We start from the raw sequence: 18,972 nt of genomic DNA on the forward strand, positions 1-18,972 counted from the left end.
CTTCGGTTTTTGAACCTTTTAAGTACCTTTCACACAAATTACGGCACAATGATCAGACCGGTCCTGGTTTTACTAACGATGAGTACGCTGCTTGCCTGCCATTCTTCCCGCAAAGCGGCTGCTCCCAACCCTCCTATCGATTCTTATCATTATTCCATTGAAAAAACAGTAACCGGCAATAAAGGTGCTGTCGTTTCCGCGCATCCGCTGGCAAGCGAAGCCGGGGTGTTGGTATTAAAAAAAGGAGGTAATGCGGTGGATGCCGCCATCGCCACGCAACTGGCGTTGGCCGTGGTATATCCCGGAGCCGGCAACCTGGGCGGCGGCGGATTCCTGGTGGCGCATCTGCAAGACGGAAAGGAACTGGCGATCGACTACCGCGAGATGGCACCTTCGGGTTCCTCACGCGACATGTACATAGATAAGGATGGCAAAGCGCGCACCGATCTCAGCCAGGACGGACACCTCGCGAGTGGCGTGCCGGGAACAGTTGCCGGATTGTTTGAAGCCGCGCGATACAGCAAACTATCGTTTAAGGAATTAATAGACCCTGCCATAGAACTGGCTGAAAAAGGATTCGTGATCACCGAACGCGAAGCAAGGTCGCTGAATGGCATTCAGCAAGACCTGCAGCAACTCAATACACGTCCCAATGCTTTTCAGAAAAAAGACAAATGGAAAGCGGGCGATACGCTGGTACAAAAAGATCTTGCGGCCACGCTTCGCCGTATCCGGGAAAAAGGAGCAGCCGGTTTTTATGAAGGAGAAACGGCCCGCCTGATCGTGGAAGAAATGCAGCGGGGAAAAGGTATTATCAGTTACGCCGATCTGAAAAACTATGTAGCCCGTTCACGCCAGCCCCATCGTTTTGATTACAAAGGTTACGCGGTCGTGAGTATGCCGATGCCAAGCAGTGGCGGCCTGCTGCTGCACCAGATGTTGAAAATGATCGAAGGAAAAGACATTGCCACAATGGGATTTCATTCGCCGCAGGCGGTGCAATTGATGATCGAAGCGGAACGCCGTGCTTATGCCGACAGAGCCGAGTATATGGGCGACATGGATTTTTACAAAGTACCGGTTGCCGCCTTAACCGATAAAAAATATATCGCTGACCGCATGAAAGATTTTACCCCCGGCAAAGCAAGCGACAGCAAGATCATTGGCCCCGGAAAAGCTGCGGCAAAAGAAAGTGAAGAAACCACTCATCTCAGTGTGATCGACGGAGATGGCAATGCCGTAGCGGTAACCACTACCCTCAATGGTGGTTATGGCAGCCGCGTGGTAGTAGGTGGTGCCGGTTTTTTTCTGAATAATGAAATGGACGATTTCAGTATCAAACCAGGTGTGCCGAATATGTATGGCGCTGTGGGTGGAGAAGCCAATGCCATTGCGCCCGGCAAGCGCATGCTGAGTTCGATGACGCCTACGATCGTATTGCAAAATGGCAAACCTTATATTGTAACCGGCACGCCGGGAGGTACTACAATTCCTACTTCGGTCTTTCAAACGATTGTCAATATTCTTGATTTCGGTCTTTCTGCAAAAGATGCCGTGGACAAAGCCAAATTTCATCATCAGTGGCTACCGGATGCGGTGTTTGTAGAAAAGGATTTTCCTGCTGCCACACAGGAAGCCCTGCGCAAAATGGGTTATAAGATCGACAGCCGCGGCGATATCGGCCGTGTGGAATTGATCCGTGTATTACCGGATGGAAAATTTGAAGCGGTGGCGGATAAGCGCGGCGATGATTCGGCGAGCGGCTGGTGAGGACAATGTGTAAATGTGAAAATGTGCAGATACGGAAATTAGAAATACAAATACACTTGGGACCCAAGGTACGGATTGCGACCTACCTACGAATACGTTGAGGAGAAGCGATAAAACACGGCAACCCAAACACATTTACACATGGCCCCGGGCGAAGCCAGGGCACATTTACACATTCTTCCCCCGGTTACTGCGGTTTATAAAAAAAGCCTACTTTTGCCTGCCCCTGAACGGATCCAATCCGGTAGCCCGCCCTGCCTGTCTTCTTATGCCAAAGCCACTTTAATTAAAAAAATCAGCATTCGCCGGTGGCGATAACAACTGTAGTATGAAAACAATTGCCTTGATCCTGTCTTTTCTGGTAGCCGGTTTTAGTGCCCGGTCTCAGGTTAATTTTCTCGCTTTTGCCGGAGCGCACGGCAGCTCGGCGCAATATTTTGTCAAGGGACAACGCCAGGACGTATCTTATAAACCAGGCGGTATCGCCGGACTGGGTGTCAAAATCCCGTTCGAAAACAAACTCTTTTTCTCTCCGGCCGTTTTTTACAGCCTGAAAGGCTATAAAGTAGATTATACCCGTTTCTCAGAAACCCCGCGCCTCGATGCGGTGGCCAACAATACCACCATGCACGCCATCGAAGCGGCCTTCCTGTTCCAATTCGATTTTTCGGCTAAGCCCGGCCATTTCTTTATAAAAGCCGGACCCACCCTGGAAATGTATGTATCGGGTAAGGAAAAATTAAAACTGGATGATGGAACAAGTGTCGACCGTTCCATGCCTTTCGGTTTTCAGACTTATGGCCGTTATGGTGCCAATCTCATTGCACAATTCGGCTATGAAACAGCAGGAGGTTTCCTGATTGCGGCACAGTATACACGCGGTCTTACGGACCTGAGCAACCAGGATGGCGGACCAGATATCCGTCAGCGCGCTATCGGTCTGACCTTCGGAAAATACTTTCACCGTAGCAAGAACTGATTGCCATAAGCTTACGAAGGCAAGGATTAATTTATGTAAACATTCTTGCATATTTCATCAATTGCTGTACCTTTAGCCCGTATCCAAGTAATATAACCAGCAACTACAACCTGATTATATCACTCTAACCGCCTACGATTGACTACACTTCACTGACTCAATATCCTCCCAAGAATCAGGTAAATATCCTCGAGACATCACCCCGTCATTTTTTTCACGACCCATCAATGTATGAAAGGGATGTTGTATACATGTACCTCTTGGAAGCGGCTGTTTTTTATTCTCCTGGTGTGGACCCTGGCTACTCCTTTAGCCCGTGCACAAAACCCTATTGTGGTAGAAAATGCACTGACCGGTAATCCTCCTTCAGAATGGGATATCAACGGCGCAGGAGATTTGTCAATTCAGGGCTTCGCTACGGACATCAGTGTTAACCGTGGCGAACGTGTGCATTTTAAAATAAAAACGACTGCCCCCGCTTATACCATCGACATTTACCGCTTAGGTTATTATAATGGCAACGGCGCACGTAAAGTGGGCTCAGGCGTTGTCACCGCCACCTTACCCCAAACACAACCACCCGCATTTGAAGACGCCCTCACCGGTCTCGTTGATTGCGGCACCTGGGATGAATCCGGCTATTGGGATGTGCCTGCAACAGCGGTTTCCGGCATATATATCGCACGGCTGAAAAAGACCAGCGACGGTGGTGCCAGTCATATCATCTTCATCGTACGTGATGATGCCAGTACTTCCGATCTTTTTTTCCAGACTTCCGATGCCACCTGGCAGGCTTATAATGCCTACGGCGGCAACAGCCTTTATGTAGGCAGCACTTCCTACCCCGCAGGCCATGCTACCAAAGTAAGTTATAACCGTCCCTTCCTCACACGCGATGGCGGCGGCGGCGGTGGTGCAGCCGAAGATTGGGTGTTCAACGCCGAATACCCGATGCTACGTTTCCTCGAAAAAAACGGGTTCAACGTAAGTTATACTACCAATATCGATGCGGCACGCCGCGGCAACCTGATACTTAATCATAAAGTATTTCTTTCCGTAGGACACGATGAATACTGGTCATCCGAACAACGTGCCAATGTAGAAGCAGCCCGCAATGCCGGCGTTCACCTGGCTTTCTTCAGTGGTAATGAGATCTACTGGAAAACACGCTGGGAAAACAGTGCCTACGGTACCAATAATAGTTACCGTACACTGGTATGTTATAAAGAAGGCACTTTAGGTGAAACGGTTTGCGGCACCAAGTGTGATCCAACTCCGGCATGGACAGGTCTGTGGCGCAGTGGCTGCGAATATCCCGCGGGCGGTGCCTGTTTGCCGGAAAATTCCCTGAGCGGACAGATCAGTTGGGACGGCAGTACCTCCTCGATCAAAGTACCTGCCGCTTACCGCAATCTGCGTTTCTGGCGCAATACCAGCATTGTCAATCTCGGTTCCGAAGACGAAGCCACGCTTCCCTTCGGCACACTTGGTTACGAATGGAATTTTGAACAATATGCCGAAAGCAATCCGCGTGGCCGCATCACCATGTCGAGCACGGATTTCAACGGTAAAACACATAAACTTTCTCTTTACCGCCATACCAGCGGAGCACTGGTATTTGGCGCTGGTACCGTACAATGGGCCTGGGGTCTCGACGATAAACATGACAGAGGCAACCTGCCCGCCGATGTGCGCATGCAACAGGCCACTATCAACCTGCTGGCCGACATGGGTGTGCAACCAGCTACTCTTCAATCGGGCCTCGCGGCGGCTACCAAATCCACTGACAACACGGCTCCTGTTGCCGCTATTTCCACGCCCGGCACGGGAAGCTCTTATCAAAGCGGCAGCAGCGTCACTATTTCCGGCACAGCTACCGACATAGGCGGCGTAGTCGCCGGTGTGGAAATTTCAACAGACGGTGGCACCACCTGGCAGATCGCCAACGGCCGCACCAACTGGAATTATACCTGGTTTGCCAGCGTGCCCGGCAGCTTCGTGGTGAAAGTACGTGCCTTCGATGATTCAGGAAATATGCAGCCTGAAGGAACAGCACCTTCAACATCCGCTATCAATGTCACGATCACCAACCCGCAATGTCCCTGCAATATTTTTCCAAACAGTGCCATCCCTTATTCGGCCAACAACTACGATAATGAACCGGGTATTGAGATCGGCGTGAAGTTCCTGGCAAGCCAGGCAGGTTATATTACGGGTCTGCGTTTTTACAAAGGAGTAAATGATGTGGGCACACACACCGGCAGCCTATGGACTACCGATGGTGAACTGAAAGCCCGCGCCATTTTCGTAAATGAATCGGCTTCGGGATGGCAACAGGTACTGTTCAGCAGCCCGGTGGCGATACAGGCCAACCAAACGTATATTGCTTCTTATCATAGTCCAACAGGTTTCTATTCTTATACACCGACCTTCTTTCTGCAGCCTTATCCTTCGGGTTACCTGACCGCAGCGGGAGGTTCCGTCGCCAATGGGCTGTATCAGTATACCTCCACTCCCACTTTCCCCGGCAACAGCTATCAGCAAAGCAATTACTGGGTAGATATTGTGTTTGATCTTACGGCTGGTCCGGATGTAACGCCGCCGGTTGTGTTATCGTCCACACCACCGGATCTTGCTTCATTGGTTCCGCTTGACGCTACCATCAAGGCAACTTTCAATGAAGCCATTCTTCCGGCTTCTGTAACCACGGGAACATTTGAATTGCGCGGCCCCGGCAACGCACTGATCAGCTCCACAGTGTCTACGGCACAAAGCCAGGTGACCTTAATACCTTCAGCAGCGCTGGCTTATGCCACTACCTATACCGCACGTATTTCCGGCGGTGTTACGGGCATAAAAGACCTGGCAGGCAACAACCTCGCGGCAGATTACACCTGGTCCTTCACCACGGCAGATCCGCCGCCGCCTCCGCCTACTGATGGCACCGGCGGACCAATACTGATCGTGAGCAATTCCACGAATCCGTTCAGCCGTTATGCCGTAGAAATTCTCCGTGCAGAAGGTATTACCAGTTTTGCCACAAAAGATATTTCCCAACTGAGCACAGCCGCTGATCTCAACGGATACGACGCGGTAGTACTCGGGGAAATGACATTGAATGCGGCACAGGCGACCCTGCTTACCAACTGGGTAACCGCAGGCGGTACGCTCATTGCCTTCCGCCCGGGTGGCACGGCCCTCAGCTCACTGATGGGCATCACCAAACTGAGCGGCACGCTTTCCGACAAATATTTATTGGTCAATACAGCAACAGGTGCTGGCACAGGCATTACCAATCAAACATTGCAATTCCATGGCGCAGCAGATCTCTATTCGCTGAGCGGTGCTACGGCTGTTGCTACGCTATACGCCAATGCCAATACGGCTACTACTTATCCCGCTGTCACCACACGCAACGTGGGCGGCAACGGCGGCCGTGCTATTGCTTTTACCTACGATCTCGCCAAGTCAATTGTTTACACACGTCAGGGGAATCCTGCATGGGCAGGACAGGAACGCGATGGCCAGAGCGGCCCTATCCGCTCCAACGATTTATTTTTCGGCGGCACCGAAACTGACTGGATCGACTTAAGTAAAGTAGCGATTCCGCAGGCTGATGAGCAACAACGTTTGCTTACGAACCTCGTTATCAAAGGAGCGCTGCACCGCAAACCATTGCCACGCTTCTGGTTCCTGCCAAGAAATCTCAAAGCCGCTGTGGTAATGACGGGAGACGATCACACGTACAACGGAACACCGGGCCGCTTTACCCATTATCTCAGCCTCGGCCCCAACACACCACAGGATGTACGTGACTGGAAAGCGATCAGGGCTACTTCGTATATCCTGAACAATACACCGATTACGAATGACCAGGCTGTTGCGTTCGAATCACAGGGCTTTGAAGTAGCATTGCACCTCAATACCAATTGCAGCAATTTCACTTCTGCCAGTTTCTCTTCCAATCTTACCACACAACTGGCACAGTTGGCCAATCAGTTACCCGGCATAAGTCCTCCCGTTACCAACCGCACACACTGTATTGCCTGGAGCGACTGGGCTTCTGCACCGAAGATCGAGGCGCAGAACAAGATCCGCCTCGATGTAAACTATTACTACTGGCCTGCCTCATGGGTACAAAACAGATCGGGTATGTTTACCGGTTCTGGTATGCCCATGCGTTTTGCCGACCTCGATGGCACACTCATCGACTGTTACCAGGTAGCCACACAAATGACCGATGAGTCGGGCATCGACTACAACACGTTCAGTGCACAATTATTTGACCGCGCACTGGGAACAGAAGGATACTACGGTGTGTTCTGCGCCAACATGCATACCGACAGCGCCATGCATGCGGGATCAGAGGCGATCATTGCACAGGCACTGGCCCGCAACATTCCGGTGATCTCTGCCAAACAATTGCTGACATGGCTGGATGGACGTAACAATTCTACCTACGATAATATTGCGTGGAATAATAACCAGCTTACGTTTAACCTCAATGCCCGCACGGCCGCTTACAACCTGCGCGGTATGCTGCCGATGCTGGCAGACAATGGCCAGCAGCTGAGCCAGATCACGAGAAACGGCGGACTTACCACCTTCACCACCGAAACAATTAAAGGAATTGCCTACGCATTCTTTGAAGCGCAGTCCGGCACCTATGTAGCGACTTACGGTCCTGTTACCACCGGTACGATCCGCGGCTCCGTAACCTTACAGGCACGCCCCGCCGCACCACATGCAAGCTGGCAGGTACCACTGACCGTTAATCTGTATGCACCGGGCAACAATACCACGCCGGTATTGACCTATACTACCACAACAGACAATAGCGGCAAGTTCTCTATCTCCGGTGTACCGGCAGGCACGTATAACATCGCTGTTAAAAACAGCCACACACTGCAACGCGTAAAAAGCAATCAGGCAATCGTGGCAGGCGATAACGCCATCGCATTCGGCACATTGTCCGAAGGCGATGTAAACAATGACAACTTCATCACGCTGATTGACCTGACCACGCTGCTGTCGGCTTATCTCAAGAGTAATGGTGATGCAGGTTATGTGGCAAACGCTGATCTCAACAATGACGGATATATTTCCCTGCTCGATCTCACGACCTTATTGTCGAACTATCTGAGCCAGGGAGAAACACCATAAACGCTGTTAAAAGACAACCATTAAACTGTAACAATTAATCGTTATTACCATTTAAAATGATTTGTATGAACCCGAATACTACACTCCCCCGTATTTTCAGCCGTTCAGTGCTGATGCTGTTGCTGGTATTCATTAGCCGCAGTATGCTGGCACAAAACGTGAACATTATCGTATCGCCTGCCACTACTTCCACACAGGTAGGCCAGACGTTTACCGTTTCCGTAGTAGCCGATTTTACCGGCACCGCTACACTCAATGGTATCGATGCATTCCTGAATTTCAATCCTGCGGATTTGCAGGTAGTAGGCACACCTACGGTGCCTGCTGGTACGCAAGCCATGCTGGAAGGCGTGTCAGTTCCGTTTACTTCGGTAGCTAACATGAACAGCCTCGGTCGGGTGGATCATGGTCGTTTTACGACTAACGGCAACATCGCTGCCCACCCCAGCAGCGACTTCACGCTGTTCTCCGTAACGTTCCAGGCTTTGCGAGTACCACCGGGAGGCAATACCGCGCTTTCGTTCAATACAGCATTGCCGCGTCAGACCAACGCTGCTGAAGGCGCCACCGTTGTGCTGAACCAGACCATCAATGGCACGGTGACCATCACCTCCAATTGTACACCTCCTACTGCTACGATCAGCAATACCACCAGTTGTAATGGTCAGCCCTTTTCGCTGACATTGGCCAATGCTACCGGTACAGGTCCTTATGACCTTACGGTAAACGGCAATCTCTACAGCAATGTAGCTGTTGGCGGTTCATTCGGTCTTTTTACACCGCCGGTTGAAAAGGTTTACACTACCAACCCTGTTACCAGTTCCTATGGTCCGGACACCGACCCTCCCAGTGCCGGTGCGCCTGCAGTTGAGCTGGGTGTAAAATTCCGCACCAGTGTAACGGGTTTTGTAAAAGGCGTTCGTTTCTATGCACCGGACATGGTTTCGGGTACGTATACCGGCAACCTCTGGAGCGCTTCGGGTGTACTGCTGGCCTCCGCTGTTTTCAGCAATGTAAGCCCCAACGGATGGCAGGAAGTCACCTTCACCACACCTATCCAGATTCCGGCGAATACCACTTATATCGTCTCTTATCACAGCACCTACGGCCGCTATCGTGCAACCGTAGGCGGTTATAACAGTGCTGGTGCATCGAATGGTTCTATCACGATCCTGCGCAATGGTGTGGACGGCGGTAATGGTTTGTTTAAATATGGCCCGACCGGTTTTCCCAATCAATCTGTAAATGCCACTAACTATTGGGTGGATGTATTGTTTTCACCTGCTGTATACTCTTTCAACCTCACCAGTGTAGCGAGTGCCGACGGATGTACCAACACCGGTTCGCTGCAAACGCTGGTGGTTACATCCGTTGAATGCGGAACACTGCCTGTACGTTTTGTTTCACTGGCCGCTGCTGCACAGGAGCCGGACCGTATCGTACTCAACTGGAGCACTGCTGAAGAACTGAATAACCGTGGCTTCCAGGTTGAGCGTTCAACGGATGGTGTGAACTGGACCGCCATTGGTTTTGTACCAAGCGATACACGAAGCCAGGACATCCGCCGCTATACCTATACGGATGAGCGCCTCGCTCCTGCACGTTACTATTATCGCGTGAAGCAGATCGACTTCGATAACAACTATCGTTATTCCATTGTGGTATCTGCCACACTGGGCAGTGCCGCCCGTTATATCCTTGAGCAGAACGTTCCCAATCCTGCAAATGGCCAGACGGCCATCCGTTATACACTGGCAGAAGGTGGCCAGGTGATGCTGACCCTGCTGGATGCCAGCGGCCGCCAGGTAAAGGTATTGGCCAGCGCCCGCCGCGAGGCCGGCAGCTATGTGGAGTATTTTGAGCCCGCAGGTTTGGCGAAAGGTGTTTATTTCTATAAATTAGTAGTGAATGGATTTTCTGCTGTAAAAAAGATGTTCATTCAATAGTCCCGGTACACACAATTTAATACTTGAGAAAGCGAGACGTCTCCACCCTGCGGAGGCGTTTCGCTTTTTTTATATCTCTGTATCTTTGCGGCATGGCAGAAGACCTCGCAATAGCAACAGGCTCCAAAGAAGAGCAATACATGGCCCTCCTTCCCCAGATAAAAGGATTATTGGAGGGCGAAACCGACCTGATCGCCAACCTGGCCAATATCGCCGGTGCTTTGAAAGAACAATTCAACTGGTTGTGGATCGGATTTTACCTGGTAAAAAATGATGAGCTGGTACTCGGTCCTTTCCAGGGACCTGTTGCCTGTACGCGTATCCGTAAAGGTAAAGGAGTGTGCGGCAGCAGTTGGGCGCAGGCACAAACATTGATCGTTCCGGATGTGGAAAAATTCCCGGGGCACATAGCCTGCAGCAGTCTTTCGCGTTCGGAAATAGTCGTGCCGCTGATCAGGAATAATGAAGTGGTGGCTGTGCTGGATGCCGACAGCATTGACCTCGATACTTTTGACGAAACGGATCAGGTATATCTTGAAAAGATCGTGAACATGGTGGAGTGGTTGCCGTGAATCGTCATCCGAAGCCTCGGGAACGAATCGTGAATTCCTTGGTTCGTGTATACACGAACCAAGGATCGAATTTACTACTTAAAACTTATGCCTACCTGGATCATCAACGTAGCCGGAAAAGTGCAAGGCGTATTCTTTCGCAAGCATACACAGGAACAAGCTTTACAATCAGGCGTTACCGGTAAAGTGCGTAATCTTCCGGATGGAAGCGTGCAAATCATTGCAAGCGGTTCGGAAGAGCAACTGCAGGCACTGGCTACCTGGTGCCGTACCGGACCTTCACGCGCAAGAGTAGAGGCTGTAGACGTGCAGCCATCGGATGATCAAACCTTCAGCGGATTTACGATCGATCGATAAAATCAGCCCGGTAAATTCTTTTCCTTCTTCAGATTGACCAGCATATCCTTTACCATTTCCGGTAACTGGAATTCTTCTTTCCAGCCCCAGTCGCGGCGGGCCACCTGGTCATCGATACTTTGTGGCCAGCTATTGGCAATATCCTGGCGGTAATCAGGTTCGTATTGAATGGAGAAATCGGGAATATGTTGCTGAATCTCCGCGGCAATTTCTTTCGGAGAAAAACTCATCGAAGAAAGGTTGTAAGAAGTGCGGATGGAAATTTTTTCCGCTGGTGCTTCCATGAGTTCGATGGTTGCACGGATGGCATCGGGCATATACATCATCGGCAGGTAGGTATCTTCCTGCAGGAAGCTGGTGTATTGTTTTTCTTCCAATGCTTCATGGAAAATTTCTACCGCGTAGTCTGTGGTGCCACCGCCGGGTGCCGACTTATAAGAAATAAGCCCCGGATAACGAAGGCTTCTTACATCCACACCAAACTTCATATGGTAGTAGTTGCACCAGAACTCGCCGGCGTATTTGCTGATGCCGTACACCGTTGTAGGTTCGATGATGGTTTGTTGCGGGCAGTTCTGCCGCGGTGAAGTGGGGCCGAATACGGCGATCGAGGATGGCCAGTAAACTTTGGTCAGCTTTTCCTCGCGGGCAATATCGAGCACGTTGAGCAGGCTCTGCATGTTCAGGCTCCAGGCAAGATTGGGATTTTTTTCGCCGGTGGCGGAAAGAATGGCCGCCAGCAGATAGATCTGTGTGATGTTCTGACGGATCACCTGCACGTGCAGCATTTCCTTGTTCATAACGTCGAGGGAAACATACGGTCCGGTACCTTCGAGCAATGGATTTTGTTCGCGCAGATCCGACGCTACCACATTGGCATTTCCATAGATTTTACGCAATGCCAGCGTGAGTTCTACACCTATTTGCCCGGATGCACCGATAACCAGTATTTTTTCCCTGACCATATCAACGTTCGTTTTTGCGGGTGCAAAATAATTAAAAAAAAGGCGACCGGGGTCGCCTTTTTTTTAAGTCAAAATTCAAAAGTAAAAAGTCAAAAAATGACCGTGCGATATGTATGCTTTCTTCGTCTTGCGCGAAATGACTATTAATCACAATACACTTTTGAATTTTTACTTTTGACTTTTGAATTTACCTCACAACGGTTATCTTCTTCGTCTGTGTTCCGTTCGCCGTTACCAGCTTCACCACATACACACCGGGAGTAAGATGCGCGGCTTTAAGCGACATCCGGTGCTGTCCTGCGGGCAATACCTGGCTGGCCAGCCTGCTCACCTCATGTCCCTGCGCACTATAAATGCGTATGTCAACATTCCCCTTCTGTGCGATGCTGAAGGTCAGCACAGATTGCGCCGATACGGGATCGGGATATACCTGCAATCCTTCATCGGCGGCTTCGGTGATCCAGCCGCCATTATCCGGCTCGATCATATCCGGATGCGATGAACGCGCAGGATAAGAAGAGGTAGCCGGGATTTTGGGTGATGTGTACGTTGCTTTTACAAATACTTTCTGTGATGGATTGGAGGCACTGGTATTCTTCACCCGTATCTGGTAAAAACCAGTAGAAGATGGCGTATAAGTCAGCGTGAGATTCCCCAGGCCATTTACTGTTTGCAGCAGCGTGCCTGCATTGTTGTAAAGGTTCAGCGTAATGTCTTTTGTATTGTTGGTTGGATAAAGATTCACAGTAATGGTCTTTCCGTTTTCACTGAATATTTTTCCCACGTTGCGCAATGCGGTGGATGTGGCGGGAAGGGCGCCGCCCTGCTGCAAGGAACTTGCATGCGAATCGCCGAGATCATCCGCCATTTCCCATTCCTGCGTGGTGGTTCTTTGCGTTGGGTTGAAGCCGCCTGTAATACCTGCCGGTCCCCAGATGCAATAACCACGGCGTATGTTGCTGCCATCGCAGGGTGGAATCCAGATGGTCGCCTTGCCGGTTGCATCGGTCCAGATATCGGATGCATTGGCACCTGAATAGTCATGCAGTTGTTTATTGGCACCAAAATCAGTTTGTATTGTTGCGGACTGCCAGGTATTCCAGTTATCGTTCACGCCAATGATTGCGTAACTGTTTTCAGGCCCCACATTGTAACCGCGTTCGATGATCAGCAAATCATTTCCGGAGGCTCTCACCTTGTAAGAACCTTTTTTAAAGTTCAGTTTCTGATGACACCAGATGATATTGGCGATGTCGTCTCTTACCGGCAGATCCGTTGTATTGGTTGGCAAATGCGAATAACGTTTGCTGAGCCCGCCTACATTAAACAGGTCTTCAAAGAACACCTGGGGCGAACCGTCTACGGCAAAGGCGATGGCATAAGCAACGGCGAGCCTTACATCAAAAGGATCGATGTGTCCGCCGCCCAATTCATTGCCGGTGTCCCAACCTGTGTAGTTACCATTGGCGTCTTTGATCGGACGGAACGTATCATGGTTGTTGACAAACGGAACCGTACGGTAACGGTTGCCTTGTTGTGAACCGGGAATGTTGGCGAGGTTGTAACCGCCGCCGCCGCTGGTCATGTTTTTCAATTCCTGGCGCAGGCTGAAATCGAAGGTACCAACGAGGTCTTCCGAACCGCCATTGCTGTAACGCACATCATTGATCCATGTATCGAGTTGTGCGCTGCTGCCCACATACTCCCCTACCGCAAACATCTGCGCGCCACCGTTGGCCCAGCCGGCATTGTATTTCACATTCCAGATAAAATCCTGCATGGCCCAATGCGGGAAATGTTTGACGGCATCGAAACGGAAACCGTCCACGCCTGTCTGTTTTTTCATCCAGATGATCCAGTCGCGGGCATTGTTGCGCATGTAATCGCTGGTCTGTGTGGGATTGAAAGTGGCGTTGGAACTTTGTCCGTAAGCGCCGGAATAATAACATACATCCGGACCGAAAAAAGGCGAGCACCAGTCGCCGCTTGTACATACGTGTCCCGGATTGCCATGGAAATTCTGCCAGTTCTTGGGCCATCTCCCGGAGCGGGCCATGTAGTTGGCAGCCGTTTCCGAAGAAGCGGGCGTTACATAACTGACGTTGCGGAAATTCTTGTAGCTGTTACCATCGCCGTTGGCATACATGGGGTCGGAGCCACCAAGGCCGGTGGAAGAACCCGCATTGTCGAGATGATTAAATACCACGTCCTGGATCACGTCCATGCCATTGGCATGTGCCACACCAACGAGACGCAGGAATTCATTCTTGTTGCCAAATCTTGTTTTGACATTTCCTTTCTGGTACTTGTCGCCAAGATCATACTGATCGAAGGGAGAATAGCCGTTACTGTTGGTACCGGCGTTTTTGATGGTGGGCGGGATCCAGAGACCATCGATGCCGAGGTCGCGGAGGCGGGGCGACAGATCGGCGAGGTAGTTGGCCCAGCCATCGGGATAATTGGTGTTCCAGTAATCCCACCAGAATCCTTGCAGGACCACTTTACCATTCCAGGGATTTTGTGCTGCCGGCACGAAGAATAAGTGGGCCGACAGGAATAGCAGCACCAGCTGCAGACGAAACTGTAGTAACATTCTTTTCATACAGCAAAAGGTTTAAAAATGAGCAATCGGTTTTAAATGTGTACTAAATACACATTTAACTTAAAGGTACATTATTTCTTTTCGCGCAGGAAGCGTAAAATCACGGATAATTTTTCCGGAATGTTCCGGTTAACTTTGTAGTATGAAACCATTTTTGACCGAGCTTTTTAAAGGCCAGTCGTACGACGACAAGAACTTTTTCCTGATCGCAGGTCCTTGTGTTATTGAGAGTAAGGAGTTGCTGGAGGAAGTAGCCGACAAGGTATCCGGCATTTGCCGCAACCTGGGAATTCCCTATGTTTTTAAATCCTCTTACCGCAAGGCCAACCGCACGAGTGCCAGTTCGTTTACAGGCATCGGCGATCACGAGGCCTTGTCGTTGCTCAAGGCAACAGGTGAAAAGTTTGGCCTGCCGACCACTTCCGATATTCATGCGCACGAAGAAGCTGCGGTAGCCGCGGAGTATGCAGACATCCTGCAGATACCGGCCTTCCTTTGCCGCCAGACCGATCTGCTGATCGCTGCCGGTGAAACAGGAAAAATTGTGAATGTAAAAAAAGGACAATTCCTCAGCGGCCCGTCGATGAAGTTTGCGGTGGAAAAAATCCGCAGTACGGGCAACGATAAAATTATACTGACCGAACGGGGTACCACCTTCGGCTACCAGGACCTCGTTGTCGACTACCGTAATATTCCCTGGATGCAGGAACACCAGGTGCCGGTGGTGATGGACGTTACGCATTCATTGCAACAACCAAATCAAACTTCCGGTATTACCGGAGGTAATCCGCAACTCATCAGCACCATCGCTTCTGCTGCATTGGCTGCCGGAGCAGACGGTCTGTTTATCGAAACGCATCCCGACCCTGCCAATGCCAAAAGCGACGGAGCCAATATGCTGCGCCTCGATCTGATGGAAGCGTTGTTGGAGAAGCTGGTGAAGATCAGGAAAGCTGTTGTGTAAATGTGCCCTTCCTTTAGAAGGGGCCATGTGTAGATGTGTAAATGTTCAGATCATGGTCTGGGTTTTCGGAAAATAAATAACCGTCCTAAAGGCACAACACAAATCAATTTACACATTTTCATATTTACACATTTTCACATCACTAAAAAAGCCGCCCAAAGGCGGCCTTTTTTAATATCTCTTCCGATCAGCGCAAATCAACTTCTTCCACGCCGGGGTATTGACTTTTCTGGAAACTAAATTGTGCATCGCTTACCGCGGCATCTGTTTTCATGTTGTTGATGGTATAGGTATAACGATTGCCACCATTCTCCAATACACGCATGCTGTAAATGGTCTTGGTGTTTTTATCAATCTGTACATATACTTTATGGAAATTCTTGCCTTTGTCGGTTGGCGTCAATTCAATTTCCTGGAGTGTACGGTTACCCACTTTTTTCTCTCCATTCAGGATGTAAAGAAAATCTTTGTCGTAAAAATTGGTAAATAACTTTTGCGGAGAAAGAGAACCACCTGAAGCATCGGCATTGTTGATCGTTACTTCTTTGGCGCTTTTATCATAGTTCCAAACGGTTTTGCCGTCGCAGAAAATTTCCTGACCCACAAATGTCACTCTGTATTTGGTACCTTTCATCACCAACGTACCAGTTTTGGAAGACTGTACTTTACCGCGGGCATCTTCTACTTTATAGGCAAAAGAGGCCTGCACACTTTTAAAAGATTTGAATTTCGCACTTACAGCGTCCAGGACCTTTTTGGCCTCCGGGTCACTTTTTTGTGCTGACACGACCAGTACCGACGAAAGTAATACGGCCAGAATTGAATACAATTTCTTCATTTTTAGCTATTTACATTTTTTTGCTTCGCAAAGATAAGTATTTGCATTACCTAGACAGTCAAGGATCATACCGGGTTGCAACCTGCCATCTTTCTTAACACCTTTCTAACCCAGGTCCAGTATCTCCTGGAGTTCAGATTCCGTTTTTACCAATACATCACGCGCCTTGCTGCCCTGGTTGGGACCAACGATGCCGGCAGCCTCCAACTGATCCATCAGGCGGCCGGCGCGGTTGTAACCGAGTTTCATGCGGCGTTGTAACAGTGAAGTGGAACCGATCTGGTTTTGCACGATCAGTCTCGCAGCATCTTCAAAAAGCGAGTCGCGGTCGCCGATATCAAAATCTTTTCCTTCCAGGTCTTTCTCATCGATATATTCCGGCAGCAGGAACGGTTCAGGATAGCCTTCCTGGTAACCGATGAAGTCGGTAACCTTATCTACTTCCGGTGTGTCGACAAATGCACACTGCAGGCGCACAATCTCACCGTTATAACTGATCAGCATATCACCCTTACCGATCAACTGCTCGGCACCGCCTGCATCCAGGATGGTGCGGCTGTCGATCTTGCTGCTCACCTTGAACGCGATACGCGCCGGGAAGTTGGCCTTGATGGTACCGGTGATGATGTTTACGGAAGGACGCTGCGTGGCAATGATCAGGTGAATACCTACCGCCCGCGCCAATTGTGCAAGGCGGGCTATCGGCATTTCCACTTCTTTGCCTGCCGTCATGATCAGGTCGGCAAACTCATCCACCACGAGTACGATGAAAGGAAGGAATTTATGTCCTTTCTCAGGATTCAGCTTACGCGAAGCAAACTTTGCGTTGTATTCTTTAATATTTCGGCATCCGGCATCTTTCAGCAGGTCGTACCGCTGATCCATCTCGATACAAAGGGCATTCAGCGTATTGATTACTTTTTTTGTATCGGTTATGATGGCATCTTCTTCGTTGGGCAGGCGTGCGAGGAAATGATTGGTAATGGTGCTGTACACACTCAATTCCACCTTCTTCGGGTCCACCAGTACAAACTTCAGTTGCGATGGATGTTTTTTATACAAAAGAGAAACGAGGATCGCATTCAGCCCGACCGACTTACCCTGTCCCGTGGCACCTGCCATCAGCAGGTGAGGCATAGCGGCCAGGTCAACGATAAAGTTTTCGTTGTCGATCTTTTTACCGATCGCGATCGGCAGGGAGAACTGGCTGGTCTGAAATTTTTCAGAAGCCAGCAGCGTCTTCATGCTCACGACTGTTTTACGTGCGTTGGGCACTTCGATGCCGATCGTTCCTTTACCGGGAATAGGTGCAATGATACGTATACCCAGGGCGGCAAGGCTAAGTGCGATATCGTCTTCAAGATTCTTTATACGCGAAATCCTTACACCTGCAGCAGGTACGATCTCATACAAAGTAACCGTTGGTCCTACCGTAGCGCTGATCTTTTGTATCTCGATAGAATAATTGCGAAGCGTGGAAATGATCTGGTTTTTGTTGGTCTCCAGTTCTTCCGGATCCTGCACGATCTTCTCGCTGCCATGTGTTTCCAGCAGTTCCAGCGAAGGATATTGATAGTCGCGCAGATCGAGTGTGGGCTCGTAGGGTTTTAATTTCTCCGGTGCAGGTTTCAGTTCCTGCGGAATATCTTCCAGTTCTTCCGCTGCGCTTTTGATTTCTAATTCGAGTCCATCTGCCGGTTTTGTAACAGCGGGTGGTTTTACAGGCAATGGCTCTTCTTCGATTATTTCCTCTTCTTCTATTACTTCTTCTTCGTACGCGTCTGCTGCTTCTTCGGGGAAAACGGGTTCATGCATCAGGTCATCGACGATCTCTTTGCTGATAAGATCCTCTTCCACGGTCATGCGGGCTTGGGGTATTTCTTCGGGTATTTCTTTTTCGATGAGGCTGAAATTGTGCAGTGGTTTTTCGTCCGGCACACCGGATTGCATGGCTATGGGCGCATCTCCTTTCAGGGCATTGCCGCCGGTGGCAACCGGCCGTGCGGGAATATCTTCGTCATCGTCCTCCGTTTGCTCCTCTGTGGTTTCAGGCAGCTCGAAAGGCTCTTCTTTTGTTTTCGCTGCAACTGGTATGGCTTCTTCATCATAGGCAGGTGCATTGGCCGCACGCGCGGGCACATTGAAGTTGGGATTGAATTGCCAGATAACATAGGCGAGAGCCACAACCAGCAGAATGGCGGCCGTGCCGATGGAGCCGAACATACCGGTCAACCATTGACTGATCATCTTACCTACGCCGCCGCCCCAGGCAAATTCACTGTTGCCGGCTACAAATGCCAGCGAAACGGAAAGCGTGAGCAAACCAATGGTCACATATTTAAGGTTGCGCGAGATGGAAAATACTTTGCGTTTGAACAGCAGGTTGACGCCTACTACAAAAAAGAAAGTGGAGAAGAGCAGCGAGGCTACGCCAAATGCTTTGAAGACAAAAAAATGCGACACCAGCGCGCCGAGATTGCCCAGCAGGTTGGAAGCCTGTTGTTCATTGCCAAAAAGAATAGAACTGCCCATGGCCACGCTTGCCTGGTCCTGACGCCATGAAAAGAAATAGGAAATGATGGCTATCGTTAAAAAAGTAGCGATCAGGAGGAACACCACGCCGGTGATTTTCCAGGTGCGTTCATCCCGTGCAAGGGCTTTCCAGTCAACCTGTTCTTCTTTTTCTGCTTTCCAGGTTGGTGGGGCAGTTTTTTTGGCAGGTGTTTTTTTCTTCGGAGAGGTTTCTTTCTTCAGCTTATTCGCCATAACGACAAAGATAATACAGTTTAAAGTTAGGCCCCTTCCCAGGGCCTTAT

11 protein-coding genes are annotated in these 18,972 nt (G+C 50.0%); 7 read left to right on the forward strand and 4 right to left on the reverse strand.

What is annotated here, in order from left to right; translation table 11 throughout:
- Positions 1-48 precede the first annotated feature (48 nt).
- The 6 genes from ggt to H608_RS0105235 all read left to right on the forward strand — a co-directional run bounded on the left by ggt (position 49) and on the right by H608_RS0105235 (position 10,787).
- Positions 49-1,770: a gamma-glutamyltransferase gene (gene ggt, locus H608_RS0105210; RefSeq protein WP_028786748.1), complete on the forward strand. Its 1,722-nt coding sequence runs from the start codon at positions 49-51 to the stop codon at positions 1,768-1,770.
- 328 nt (positions 1,771-2,098) lie between these two features.
- Entirely contained in the window at positions 2,099-2,749 is a 651-nt protein-coding gene (locus H608_RS0105215) for a porin family protein (RefSeq protein ID WP_028786749.1), read from the forward strand.
- 333 nt (positions 2,750-3,082) lie between these two features.
- Positions 3,083-7,912, forward strand: coding sequence for a N,N-dimethylformamidase beta subunit family domain-containing protein (locus H608_RS21355; protein WP_162142843.1), 4,830 nt, complete (start codon positions 3,083-3,085; stop codon positions 7,910-7,912).
- A 65-nt stretch (positions 7,913-7,977) separates the two neighbouring features.
- Complete coding sequence (locus tag H608_RS0105225; protein WP_028786750.1) at positions 7,978-9,858, forward strand: DUF4082 domain-containing protein; 1,881 nt, start codon at positions 7,978-7,980, stop codon at positions 9,856-9,858.
- A 92-nt stretch (positions 9,859-9,950) separates the two neighbouring features.
- Positions 9,951-10,430 carry a GAF domain-containing protein gene (locus H608_RS0105230; protein ID WP_028786751.1) on the forward strand — a complete coding sequence of 160 codons (480 nt, stop codon included), beginning with the start codon at positions 9,951-9,953 and terminating at the stop codon, positions 10,428-10,430.
- Positions 10,431-10,517: 87 nt separating this feature from the next.
- A complete protein-coding gene (locus H608_RS0105235; RefSeq protein ID WP_028786752.1) occupies positions 10,518-10,787 on the forward strand; it encodes an acylphosphatase in 270 nt (89 codons plus the stop codon).
- Positions 10,788-10,789: 2 nt separating this feature from the next.
- Here the strand turns inward: H608_RS0105235 and H608_RS0105240 are convergent, their stop codons facing one another.
- Together H608_RS0105240 and H608_RS0105245 are read right to left on the reverse strand one after the other, a co-directional pair.
- Positions 10,790-11,752: an NAD-dependent epimerase/dehydratase family protein gene (locus H608_RS0105240; RefSeq protein WP_028786753.1), complete on the reverse strand. Its 963-nt coding sequence runs from the start codon at positions 11,750-11,752 to the stop codon at positions 10,790-10,792.
- A gap of 187 nt (positions 11,753-11,939) precedes the next feature.
- Complete coding sequence (locus H608_RS0105245) at positions 11,940-14,354, reverse strand: alpha-amylase domain-containing protein (RefSeq protein ID WP_038007253.1); 2,415 nt, start codon at positions 14,352-14,354, stop codon at positions 11,940-11,942.
- Between the two features lie 142 nt (positions 14,355-14,496).
- On the opposite strand from H608_RS0105245, the gene kdsA reads away from it, so the two are divergent.
- A complete protein-coding gene (kdsA, locus tag H608_RS0105255) occupies positions 14,497-15,318 on the forward strand; it encodes a 3-deoxy-8-phosphooctulonate synthase (protein WP_038007256.1) in 822 nt (273 codons plus the stop codon).
- Positions 15,319-15,505: 187 nt separating this feature from the next.
- Here kdsA and lolA1 read toward each other — a convergent pair whose 3' ends face one another.
- Both lolA1 and H608_RS0105265 read right to left on the reverse strand, forming a co-directional pair.
- On the reverse strand, positions 15,506-16,156 hold the full coding sequence (gene lolA1, locus H608_RS0105260; RefSeq protein WP_028786756.1) for an outer membrane lipoprotein periplasmic chaperone LolA1: 651 nt from the start codon (positions 16,154-16,156) through the stop codon (positions 15,506-15,508).
- Between the two features lie 105 nt (positions 16,157-16,261).
- Positions 16,262-18,922 carry an FtsK/SpoIIIE family DNA translocase gene (locus H608_RS0105265; RefSeq protein WP_028786757.1) on the reverse strand — a complete coding sequence of 887 codons (2,661 nt, stop codon included), beginning with the start codon at positions 18,920-18,922 and terminating at the stop codon, positions 16,262-16,264.
- Positions 18,923-18,972 lie beyond the last annotated feature (50 nt).

Source organism: Terrimonas ferruginea DSM 30193, assembly GCF_000425585.1.
Classification (GTDB): Bacteria; Bacteroidota; Bacteroidia; order Chitinophagales; family Chitinophagaceae; genus Terrimonas; species Terrimonas ferruginea.

Coding starts and splice junctions, on each gene's coding strand:
- H608_RS0105225 (WP_028786750.1), top strand. CDS start 7,978: ATGAACCCGAATACTACACTCCCCCGTATTTTCAGCCGTTCAGTGCTG.
- H608_RS0105215 (WP_028786749.1), top strand. CDS start 2,099: ATGAAAACAATTGCCTTGATCCTGTCTTTTCTGGTAGCCGGTTTTAGT.
- ggt (WP_028786748.1), top strand. CDS start 49: ATGATCAGACCGGTCCTGGTTTTACTAACGATGAGTACGCTGCTTGCC.
- H608_RS0105235 (WP_028786752.1), top strand. CDS start 10,518: ATGCCTACCTGGATCATCAACGTAGCCGGAAAAGTGCAAGGCGTATTC.
- H608_RS0105240 (WP_028786753.1), bottom strand. CDS start 11,752: ATGGTCAGGGAAAAAATACTGGTTATCGGTGCATCCGGGCAAATAGGT.
- kdsA (WP_038007256.1), top strand. CDS start 14,497: ATGAAACCATTTTTGACCGAGCTTTTTAAAGGCCAGTCGTACGACGAC.
- H608_RS0105245 (WP_038007253.1), bottom strand. CDS start 14,354: ATGAAAAGAATGTTACTACAGTTTCGTCTGCAGCTGGTGCTGCTATTC.
- lolA1 (WP_028786756.1), bottom strand. CDS start 16,156: ATGAAGAAATTGTATTCAATTCTGGCCGTATTACTTTCGTCGGTACTG.
- H608_RS0105230 (WP_028786751.1), top strand. CDS start 9,951: ATGGCAGAAGACCTCGCAATAGCAACAGGCTCCAAAGAAGAGCAATAC.
- H608_RS0105265 (WP_028786757.1), bottom strand. CDS start 18,922: ATGGCGAATAAGCTGAAGAAAGAAACCTCTCCGAAGAAAAAAACACCT.